Raw genomic sequence first — 10,202 nt, 5'->3', positions numbered from 1 at the left:
AAGCACCCTCCAACGTCTCGGCGGATGCAGGAGACGTGGCGAGGGCCGCTGCGAGGGCCGACACGGCAAGCCGATGCATGGGGTGCTCTCTTCCAGGGGACGACGCAGCGTCGACAGGGGACGTCCCCTCACCCTAGCAAGGCCATGGCTAACGATCTGTTAACGCATCGCGCCCGCGCGGCCTTGCGGCGGCGCGGGCGCGATGGGCTTTGGTGCGGCTGAACGGCGTCAGGCCGGCAGGAGGGTCCGGTCCCGGGCGGACGAGCCGCTCGCGTCGGCGGCCGCCACGGGGAAGGCCGCGTCCTGCTCGGCCCGCAGGCGGTCGATCAGCCGGCCTTCGGGCAGCTCGACGTCGTCATAGGTGAGCGCCACGTCGCGGGGCACGTCCCGCTTGAGGCGGCAGCCCTCGGCGAGCCCGATGGGGAGCAGGCGCTCGGCGCGCGAAATCTCGTAGCGCTCGCACTCGCCGTAGGTCATGTAGCCGCCGAGCGCGTCGATGGTGTCGCCGGCCTTGAGGTCGGTCTTGGCCAGCGTCACCACGTCCACCTTCGGCGCGCCCGCGGGCTGCATGACGGGATCGCCCGCCAGCACCACGCGGGCGACCGAGAGCGGCACCTCGAAGTGGCACAGGTGGTAGGGCGTGTAGAAGCTGTAGAGCGGCCCCTCGCCGAGCTTGTAGAGGTTGAGGTAATGGCGCTGCTTGGGGTCGTCGTGGGTCGCGAGCACGTAGACGCCGGGCCCGGGCTTGGCGCCCACCACGTAGTCCACCACGCCGCCGAGGGCCCGCAGGGCCTCCACGTCGTAGGTCTTGGTGAGCTCGTCCACGTGGCCTGGGTGGTCGCCCCCACGCATGCCGCGGCGCTCGACCGTCATCCCCGTGGCATTGGCGACGATGGCCTGCTCGAAGCTGATCTTCGTCCCGTCCGCGAAGCTCGTCACCATGTAGGGGTTCTGGCCCCACTTGGCGGCGAAGCCGGCCTGCGTGGTCGGGTTGCGGGTGCGGTCCTGCAGGCCCTTGATGTTGCCGCACACCAGCGGCGTGAGCCCGATGGAGCGCACGAACCGGTAGAGGTTCATCTCGACGCCGGGCTGGTCGCCGTCGGTCGCGGTGAGGATCACGCCCGCCCGGTCGGCGTAGCGCTTGAGGATCGGGCCCACGGTGCCGTCGAGCTCGGCGTTCATGGTCACCATGTGCTTGCCGTTCTCGATGGCGGCCATGGTGACGTGAGCGCCGAACTCCGGATGGCCGGTGGCGTCGACGAGGCAGTCGATGGCCTCGGAGCGGCACAGCAGGAACGCGTCCTCCGTGACCACCGGGCGCCCGGCCCGGATCGCGTCCTCGAGCTCGCCGGGGGTCGACACGGCGCCGACCTCGGCGAGGCCCGCCTCCGCATAGGCCTCGCGGGCCTTGGATAGCGTCCGGTTGGCGATCGCCACGAGCACCATGCCCGGCACGGAGTTCGTGATCTGGTTCGCGATGCCGCGCGCCATGAAGCCCGCGCCGATCATGCCGACCCGGACGGGACGGCCTTCGGCGGCGCGGCGCTTGAGAAGCGTGTCGATGATGATCATGCAACGGACTCGGGCTGGGCTTGGGTCAGGGGCGCGCGCCGGAAGAGGTCGACGCCGTGATAGGCCGGATCGAAATCGGGCCAGGCGGCGTCCTTGGCGGAGATCTCGACGGGCTCCAGGGGCCAGTCGATGGAGAGCCAGGGGTCGTTCCACCGCAGGCCCCGCTCGAGCGCCGGCGCGTAGGCGTCGCTCACGAGGTAGAAGGCCTCGACGTCGTCGGTGAGCGTGATGAAGGCGTGCGCGCAGCCGCGCGGCACCACCATCATGTGCCGGTTCTCGGCCGAGAGCTCGGCGGCGAACCAGCGGCCGAAGGTGGGCGAGTCGGGACGGATGTCCGCGACCACGTCCCACAGCGCGCCGCGCACGCAGCGCACCACCTTCACCTCCGCCGCCGGCGGAAGCTGGTAGTGCAGGCCGCGCAGGGTGCCCTTGCGGCTGGTGAGGGAGTTGTTGATCTGCACGAAGCGGGACTCGACGCCCGCCTCCTCGAACTCCCGCTCGCAGAACGCCCGGGCGAAGAAGCCGCGGTCGTCGCCCCGGCGCTCCTGCTCGATGAGGAAGACGCCCTCAAGAGGCGAGGGATTGAACTTCATGGACGGGTCTCCGCTGCGCCGCGTGGCGCCAGGTCAGGTCGTCGGTGAGCGCTCCGGACTCCATGAGCCCCTCGAGCACCTTGAGACGGATGAGGTGGGACTGCCGGTAGTCCGGATCGGCGAAGCCGATGGAGCGCAGGCCGTCGATCAGCTCGGCGACGCTGCCCTCCAGGGTCTCCTGCGGCTGGTGGTTCGGCGCGAGGCGCTCGAAGAGCGAGAAGTCGACCTTGTAGGAGCGCTTGTCCGGGGGGGCGTTGGGGTTCACGGACACCTTCACGCCCGGCAGGACCTTGCCCACCGCGTCGGCGAGCTCGCGCACCTGGTAGTTCCACTGCTTCGAGCCGGCGTTCACGGTGAGGAAGCGGTCGCTCACCGTGCTGCCGCGCTGGATCGCCCAGTCGATGGCGCGGGCCATGTCGCGCACGTGGATCAGCGGCCGCCAGGGCGTGCCGTCGCTGAGCACCGAGATCTCCCCGGAGGTGAGCGCGCCCGCCACGAAGTCGTTGAGCACGAGGTCGAGGCGCAGGCGCGGCGAGAACCCGCAGGCCGTGGCGAAGCGCAGGCAGGTGATCTCCAGGTCGCTGTTGAGGCCGGCCAGGCCCTCCTCCGTGGCGATCTTCGAGCGCGCATAGGCCGTGAGCGGCGCGACCGGGTCCTTCTCGGTGCGCGGCTGGCCGTCCGCGGCGAAGCCGTAGATGCTGCAGCTCGAGGCGAAGACGAAGCGCTTGACGCCGGCCGCCGAGGCCACGCGCGCCAGATGCACGCTCGCCCGATGGTTGATCGCGTCGGTGACGGCGGCGAACTTGTTGCCCATGGGGTCGTTCGACACGGCCGCGAGGTGCACGACGGCGTCGAAGCCCTCCAGGTCGGCCCGCGTGACCTTGCGGACGTCCCCGAAGCGCTGCTCGTCGAGCACGGTCTCGGGCAGCACGGCCCGGCTCGTCAGGCAATGGGCGAACCAGCCGTGATCGAGGCCGACCAGGTGAGCGTCCGGGTAGCTGCGGCGCAGCTGCGCCACGACGCCGGGGCCCACATAGCCCATGTTCCCGGTGATGAGGATGCGCATGAAACTTACTCCGACCAGATGCGCCACGGAGCGGCGCCTGAATTCCACATGCCCTCGAGGACGGTCCTGTCGCGCAGGGTGTCCATGGGCTGCCAGAAGCCGTCATGGCGGTAGACGGACAGCTGTCCGTCGGTCGCCAGGCGGTCGAGGGGACCGCGCTCCCAGGCCGTGTCGTCGCCCTCGATATAGTCGGCGACCTTCGGGCTCAGCACGAAGAAGCCGCCGTTGATCCAGCCCCCGTCGCCGTCGGGCTTCTCGCGGAAATTCACCACCTGGTTGCCCTTGGTCTTAAGGGCGCCGAAGCGCCCCGCGGGCTGCGTGGCCGTCACGGTGGCGAGCCGCTTCTGCTCCCGGTGCAGGTTCAGCCCGGCCGTGATGTCCACGTTGCCCACGCCGTCGCCGTAGGTCATGAAGAAGGCTTCCTCGTCCGCTACGTAGGGGATCACCCGCTTGAGGCGACCGCCGGTCTCGGTGAGGGGGCCGGTCTCCACGAGGGTGACGCGCCACTTCTCGGCCCGGCAGGAATGGATCTCCGTCGAGTCCGCGCCCAGGTCGACCGTGATGTCGGCGCGGTGCATCTTGTAATTAAGAAAGAAATCCTTAATGACGTGGCCCTTGTAGCCGAGGCAGATCACGAAGTCGTTCACGCCGTGGGCGGAGTAGATCTTCATGATGTGCCAGAGGATCGGGTAACCGCCGACCTCGACCATCGGCTTGGGCCGGACCGAGGTCTCCTCGGACAGGCGGGTGCCGAGGCCGCCGGCTAGGATCACTGCTTTCATGGGAGGAACCGAAGGTTATCACGGAGAAAGCTCAAGCTAGCAGCGAAGTGTGCAGCGTCAACAAGGGTCGAGTGCTCTATCCGGATAAAAATTTTTTCGATTCGGTGGAACTAAAACCCGGTTCCCTGCGCTGTCATTAGTTAACGGGGTGATGTGCCGGCGTTACGGCCGAGATGGCTCCCGATCCCGCCCCGCTCGCCTGTGCCGGATTGAGCCGCCTTCCTCGTCGGCAGACCGTGGAGACCCCGGACCACGCTCGTCGGACACCGAAGCCAAGACCGGTGACGTCGCGGGGATCGGCGCAGGGGCGCGACCGCCCGCCTTGCAATCGATGCGGATTTTCGCTGTCGGCGGATGTCGGAGCTGGATGTGTCGCGTGCTTGCGGCGATCGATGTTCCGCCCTCAGCGGCGGGTCCGGATCGGGATGGGCCGGTATTCGAGAAGCGGCGCGCGGTGGCAGGCCTCGAGAAACACGGCAATGCAAGCCAAGTAGATCGTTGCGAATAAGATCATGTCGCGCTCCTTTCGGCTAAGCTCCTTTTCGCATCCTGTCATGATGGCAACGCAAGCTCAGAACTTTTGTTCAAGCGCGGGTATTTCTCGGCTGGTAATGTCAAGTTGCTTTCATGCGGGCGAGCGCATGTCCCTGGCTTTCGCGTGGCACGCTTCGCGCATCGTGCTCGGCAGGCTGAGCAGGGTGTTTCAGGATGAAAGCCAACAATTCCCAGAGGCGACGCAAGCGGACGGGCGCGAGGATTAAACTGGTTCATTCGAGATTAAAGGCCTTCCGATCCGACCATGCCTATTCCCGAACCGGGACGGGTCTGTCCCCTGGCGAGAAACGGCGTCGAGAGGGCTCTCTCACCCTCGCCTTCCTCGTCGTGGCGGCCGGGCTGACGCTCGCCTGGTGCGGGCTCCTCCTGTGGATCGCCCTCGCCCTGCTCTAGCGGGAGACACCGCAGCCAGGAGGAGCGCCGTAACCAAGCGGGGCGTCCTGATACGAGAAAGGGCAGGGGAGGTGCCGATACACCTCCCCCAGCCGGACGCGCGTGTGGTTGTCCGCCATCTCGCAGCCCGTCGGGCTCCAGCCCGTGAGGGATGCGGCAGCGGATCTCAAGGGTCGGGTCTGCCGAGCGGTGTGGCCCGGGCAAGGTCGCCCTGATTCTGAAAGAAAGTCTGACCGATGGGGCGCCCGGCCTGGAGCCCGCGCGGCAGGCCTCGAGAGCCGCCGGCGGTGGGGGCCTCGCCCCTGGCCTCAGTCGGGCCCATCGTCGAGGGCAGGCGCCCGTGCGACGGCGTTGAGGAAAATGGCGACGCAGGCAAGCCACAGGATTGCGATCAGCATCATCGAGCAGGCCCCTCCATGGCCTACCCCGAAGCGCAAGGCTTCAGGCGCGGCGCCCGTGAGAGCGCCGCCGAGTCAGCTGCCGCGGGACGATGATGCACCGATCGCGCGGTGGCGCCAATGGGATCGTGACAGGATCACAGGATTTTCCGCGTCGATCCCGTCACGGTGGGGCGGCCTGCGGGCCTCACGCGACCTCGCGCGCCGCTCCCTTGCGCCCGGCCGGGCGGGTGCCGTCGGAGCGCTCGGCCGAGACGCCTCTGAGATCCGCCACCATCTCGTCGGCGAGCTCGTCGAGATCGGCGTGGCGGGTGCGCCAGATCAGGAAGGCGACGGCGACGCTCGCCAGGGCGCTGCCGCCCAGCGGAGCCGCGAGCAGGCCAAGGAACAGCCCATGGGAGGGCTCGACGAGAGCCACCGTCGCAAGGCCGCCGGCAAGACCGACGAACAACACCAGGAACATGGGACCCTCCGCGACTGCCGTCCGAGCCTTACCGTAGCGGAAGGGATGCTCCCGCTTCGTTAGCCGGACGGCTTCAATTGTCCGGATCCCGGCGGGAGCGCCCCATCAGGGCTGGGCCGTGGCCTGCAGCGGGGCCTTCAGCCGATGAATGCCGAGATAATCGATCTCGAGCACCGCCGGCAGCGCCTCGTCGCCGGGCAGGGACCCCCAGTTCCCGCCGCAGGATAGGCCGATGGCCACGTACATGTTCACGGTGTTCGTCTCGGCCTGGGCCGGCACCTCGGCCACGGGCGCGCCGTCGAAGTAGAAGACGAGCTTCTCCGGCGTCCATAGCAGGGCGTAGTCGTGGAACTCCGTGTCGAGGGTCTTGCGGGTCACGGGCGTCGTGATCTGCTTCCTCTGGCCGTCCTCGCCCGTGTGATGGAGGGTCGTGTAATAGGTGTCGGTCTCGCCCACGCTCTCCATCACCATGATGGCAGGCGGCCACCAGCTGCCGTCGGCCTTGGGCTGGTCGGGCATGAGAGTGAAGGTCGGCCACAGCCCCAGGCCCTTAGGCAGCTTGAGCCCGGCCCGGAAGAACCCCCATTTCTGAGCATGGGTCCAACGGGTCGTGAAGTGGCCCGAGAGATATTGGTAGGGCTGGCCCGTGAGGGGCTCGACGGGAACGACGCCCTGCAGATGCGCGGGCGTGCGCTCGAGGACGAGCCCCGCGACGGAGGGGCGGACGTTGCGGAAGGGGCTGTAGCCCTTCCAGGCCGGATGCTCCGGATCGACCATGAAGGCGGTGGGCGTGGCGCCCTCCGAGCCCGGCTGGCCGAGCGCCCCCTCCGGCCAGCGGAAGCGGGGCACGTAGCGGCCCGTGCCGTATTTGTAGCCGAGGCGGTTCTCGATCGCCTCGGAGCGGCGCCAGAACAGGCCGATATCGGGGGCGCCGCCCTCCTGCCGCAGCCCCGTGAGCAGGTTGCGCCGGCCGGGGCAGGTGCGCAGCGAGAACGTCTCGAAGCCGTCGAAGAAGGCTGGCGTCGCCTCGACCTCGGGGGGCAGCCAGAGGTCGGCGCAGGAGCGGCCCGCGGCGCCGGGCTCGCATCGCGGTCCGGCGGCGGCCGCGGCCGGGCGGGGGCGCTGGTTGGCGACGGCCTCCCCTGGCAGAGCCGAGCCGACGAGAGCGCCGGCCAGGGTGGAAAGGGCGGTTCGACGGGTCAGCAGCGGGTCGGTCATCATACGCCTCACACAAGCTCCGGAAGAAGCTTGGCAATAATGCAGATGAACCCGCTCCGGATCCAGACCCTTGTGATTCCTGGTGAACGCGGCCGCTCTCGCCGGCGCGTCGCCGCATCCATCCGTCATGAGGGGCAGGGTGCGGCGCCTTGCCGGATGAGCGCCCGCCTGAAGAGGGCGTAGCGCCTGGGCGCTCAGACGGCCCGGCGCAGGCGGTCGGCGGCGTGCATCTCGTCGGCGGCAGGGCCGCAGCGCAACCGCAGGGCCGTCTCGATCCAGTCTCGGTGGCCTAAGGCCAGGTGCCCGCACAGGATGCCGAGCTCGACGGAGAACACGCCTTCCTCGACCGCCGCTACGTTCCAGCCGGGATGAAGGGCCGAGCGCCCGCCGTCCTCCGCGGCCTGCTTGCGCGCCGCCATGGCCCGCATGCCGTGCTCACGGATGGCGGCGAGGCGGTCGTCCTGCGCGGGAATCGCAAGGACCCTGTCGCGGTCCGCGAGGATGCGCCGGTATTCGTGGGCGAGGTAGAGCCGGTAGGAGGGATCGGTTCGCTCGAACGTCTCGACGTCCTTGAGGAGCGCCCGTGCCCGTCTGGAGAACAGATAGGACGAGGCGGCCGCGCGAATCCGGTTGAACATCAAGCCCCCTGGCCGTGGTGTCTTCTTCTCGCGCAACATGCACCGAAGAAGTTAACGTCCGTTAAAGGGGCGACCCGTCCGGTTCGATCCGAGGCGCGGCCGACCCCTGCCACGCCGGTCTAGCCGATCCAGGCGGCCTCGGCCACGTCCGGAAGGCTACGGGCCGCGCCCCGAGAACGGCGGCGCGGCGGGCAGGGGGACGCCCGTCAGCCCGCCTGGGCTGCGGGCGCCTTGCGGCGGACGAGCTCGACGAAGCCGGGCACGGAGAGGGTGTCCGTGATCTCCTCGACGCTCATGTCGATTCCGTAGGTGCCCTGGACGGTCATGCAGATGTTGATCTGCGCAAGCGAGTCCCACTTCTCGATCCGGGAGGCTTCCGCGTCGGCCGGCACCTCCTCGACGGACAGCTCCAGGGTCTCGGCGATGATCCGGCGGATGTCGTCAACGAGCATTGATGGGTTTCCTGTAGAGGTGGATGTCGGAGCTGGCGTCCCCCTGCGGGACGAACCCCTGGCTGGGGAGGAAGGACTGGGCGACCTGGTTCTTCGGGGTCGGGCGGAAGGCCGCGCGGATCTCGTGGTGCCCCCGCGCGGCGGCCCGCTCCTCGACCTTGCGCAGGAGCTGGTCCTCGACCGTGCGGCCGATGACGCGGCAGCTCAGGAGGAAAGTGTCGATCTCGCCCGCGGTTCCGTCAAGGATCGCGAGGCCGACCACGCCCTCCTTGCCGAACTTGTCCTCGTAGCTCATCGAGACGATGTCGTGGTCGCCCCGTGCCAGCAGGCCCTCGATGTCGGCCACCGAGTAGCGCCGCGTGGTCAGGTTGAACTGGTTGGTCTTCTGGGTCATCTGGCTCACCCGCACGATGTCGCGCTGGTCGTTGACGCGGAAGTCGAGCCGGATGTCGAGGTTGGCGATGAACTCGTCGAGAGAGATGGCGCCCTGCATCTCGGCCCGCTTGAGGTTCGCCTTGTACTGCTCCGCCTTGGCCCGGTCCTCCTGGGTGATGCGGTAGGCAGGGAAATATTCGGGAACCACGCTCTCCAGGAACCACGTCGGAAGGAGCTCGGGCGAGGCGGGGAACTCCGGCACCGCCACCATGGGGAGCATCTCGCGCATGGCGCTGCGCTCGACTGGGTTGTCGTCGATGAGCACGAAGCTGTCGAGGCCGAGATTGAGGCCCTTGGCCACCTCCATCAGGTTGCTCGCCTTGACCTCCCAGTTGGCGCAGATGCGGACGAAGTCGTCTTTCCGCAGCACCATCATGTCGTTGTCCGAGAACACCTCGTCGACGTCGGCCTCGTTGTTCTTGGTCAGGCCGACGAGGAGGATGCCGCGGCGGGCGAGGCGCTGCACCGCCATCTGGAAGTGGCGGAAGGCGCGCCCGATCCCGTCCTGCGAGACGGCGATCCCGTGCGCGCCCACCTCGCCCACGACGCCGCCCCAGAGCGTGTTGTCGAAGTCGAGCACCAGGACCTTGCGGGACTGCTGCAACCCCGCGCGCAGCACCTGGTCCAGGGCCGTGCCGACCTCGCGGGCGAAGGCCGGAGCGAAGCCGAACCGGGCCGCGTAGCGCATGGCTGGCGCGTAGGCCGCCCGCTCGCCCACCTGCCCGATGAGGCGCGCGAGATCGAACACGACCACGTTGCGGCGCTCCGCCGCCAGCGCGGCGAGGCGGCGGTGGAGAGAGGCTTCGAGGGCCGGAAAACCTGCATCCGCGATCGTGTCGCTGAACGAGGCCGGGCCGTGGGCCGGCAGGCGCACCGTCGAGGCGACGAGGAGGATGTCGGGATGCGAGGCCGCGAAGGCGGCGCAGGCCTCGGCGTAGCCGTCGAGGACGGAGGCGATGGCGTGCTCGTCGAAGCCGAGCTCGGCCGCCACCTCGACGCCGTCGAGGAGGCACACGACGGCGCCGCAGCCCTCGAGGGCCTCGCGGCGGCCGCCAAGCAGCACCGTCTTGTAGTCGTTGAAGTCGCCGACGCGAACCTGATGCCCGCGCAGGAACGGCTTCAGGGGAGCCAGCGTGAAGTTGCCGGTGAGATAGAGGTTCATGATGGAGGGCGGCTCGCGGGGAGCTCTCGTGAGGGAATGCCGGGGCCGACGAAATGCCCCGCTTCATAATGCCGATCCCCCGGCGACGGTTTCAAGGCCACCGGACGATTTCGCGGGTCCGATGGAACCGGCGCGCCGGATCGGCGTTTGGGATCGGTTAACGGACAGGGCGAGCGGATTGTACAGAGCGCGCATGCTGGATGAGGATCGGTTGCGCTACCGCTGGTGGCGGCGCACGGTCATGCTCGGCAGCGTTCGTGTCCCGCCCGCGTCGATGCCGCGCCGTGTCGCGAGCCGTCACGGCCAGCGGCGGGTCCCTGTCAATCCGCCCTAGCCTCCTTTATAGTCCCCGCCGAGGCCTGCAGGCCAGGCGCGGCACACGAGAGCATCTCGCCCAATCGGGGCCCCGTCCGCCCCGGTTGAACGCCGTCCCGGCGTTCCGGCGGCGACCCGTCCAGCGTGGTTTGGCGCAATC

At 68.8% G+C, this 10,202-nt stretch carries 9 protein-coding genes; all 9 read right to left on the bottom strand.

All coding sequences use genetic code 11. From position 1 onward, the window contains the following. Positions 1–228: 228 nt before the first annotated feature. A complete protein-coding gene (locus F0L46_RS00460; protein WP_149815061.1) occupies positions 229–1,572 on the bottom strand; it encodes an NAD(P)H-dependent oxidoreductase in 1,344 nt (447 codons plus the stop codon). Further along, complete coding sequence (gene rfbC / locus F0L46_RS00455; RefSeq protein ID WP_149815060.1) at positions 1,569–2,165, bottom strand: dTDP-4-dehydrorhamnose 3,5-epimerase; 597 nt, start codon at positions 2,163–2,165, stop codon at positions 1,569–1,571. The genes F0L46_RS00460 and rfbC overlap by 4 nt, the downstream gene beginning before the upstream one ends. Further along, positions 2,140–3,231 (bottom strand): NAD-dependent epimerase/dehydratase family protein, encoded by a 1,092-nt coding sequence (locus F0L46_RS00450; RefSeq protein ID WP_149815059.1) that lies wholly within the window; start codon positions 3,229–3,231, stop codon positions 2,140–2,142. The genes rfbC and F0L46_RS00450 overlap by 26 nt, the downstream gene beginning before the upstream one ends. A 5-nt stretch (positions 3,232–3,236) precedes the next feature. Continuing rightward, on the bottom strand, positions 3,237–4,013 hold the full coding sequence (gene rfbF / locus F0L46_RS00445) for a glucose-1-phosphate cytidylyltransferase (RefSeq protein ID WP_149815058.1): 777 nt from the start codon (positions 4,011–4,013) through the stop codon (positions 3,237–3,239). Positions 4,014–5,546: 1,533 nt separating this feature from the next. Next, positions 5,547–5,822 (bottom strand): hypothetical protein, encoded by a 276-nt coding sequence (locus tag F0L46_RS00440; protein ID WP_149815057.1) that lies wholly within the window; start codon positions 5,820–5,822, stop codon positions 5,547–5,549. Positions 5,823–5,927: 105 nt separating this feature from the next. After that, entirely contained in the window at positions 5,928–7,040 is a 1,113-nt protein-coding gene (locus F0L46_RS00435; RefSeq protein ID WP_149815056.1) for a glycoside hydrolase family 16 protein, read from the bottom strand. 194 nt (positions 7,041–7,234) lie between these two features. Continuing rightward, positions 7,235–7,678 (bottom strand): hypothetical protein, encoded by a 444-nt coding sequence (locus F0L46_RS00430; protein ID WP_149815055.1) that lies wholly within the window; start codon positions 7,676–7,678, stop codon positions 7,235–7,237. A gap of 206 nt (positions 7,679–7,884) precedes the next feature. After that, positions 7,885–8,130 (bottom strand): acyl carrier protein, encoded by a 246-nt coding sequence (locus F0L46_RS00425; RefSeq protein ID WP_149815054.1) that lies wholly within the window; start codon positions 8,128–8,130, stop codon positions 7,885–7,887. Further along, positions 8,120–9,727, bottom strand: a complete 1,608-nt coding sequence (locus tag F0L46_RS00420) for an HAD-IIIC family phosphatase (protein WP_149815053.1) — start codon at positions 9,725–9,727, stop codon at positions 8,120–8,122. Before F0L46_RS00420 ends, F0L46_RS00425 begins: the two co-directional genes overlap by 11 nt. Positions 9,728–10,202: the final 475 nt, after the last annotated feature.

Source organism: Salinarimonas soli, from assembly GCF_008386575.1.
GTDB lineage: Bacteria > Pseudomonadota > Alphaproteobacteria > Rhizobiales > Beijerinckiaceae > Salinarimonas_A > Salinarimonas_A soli.
Note: the sequence above shows the minus strand (reverse complement) of the source record. Positions and strands in the feature narration are given on the sequence as shown.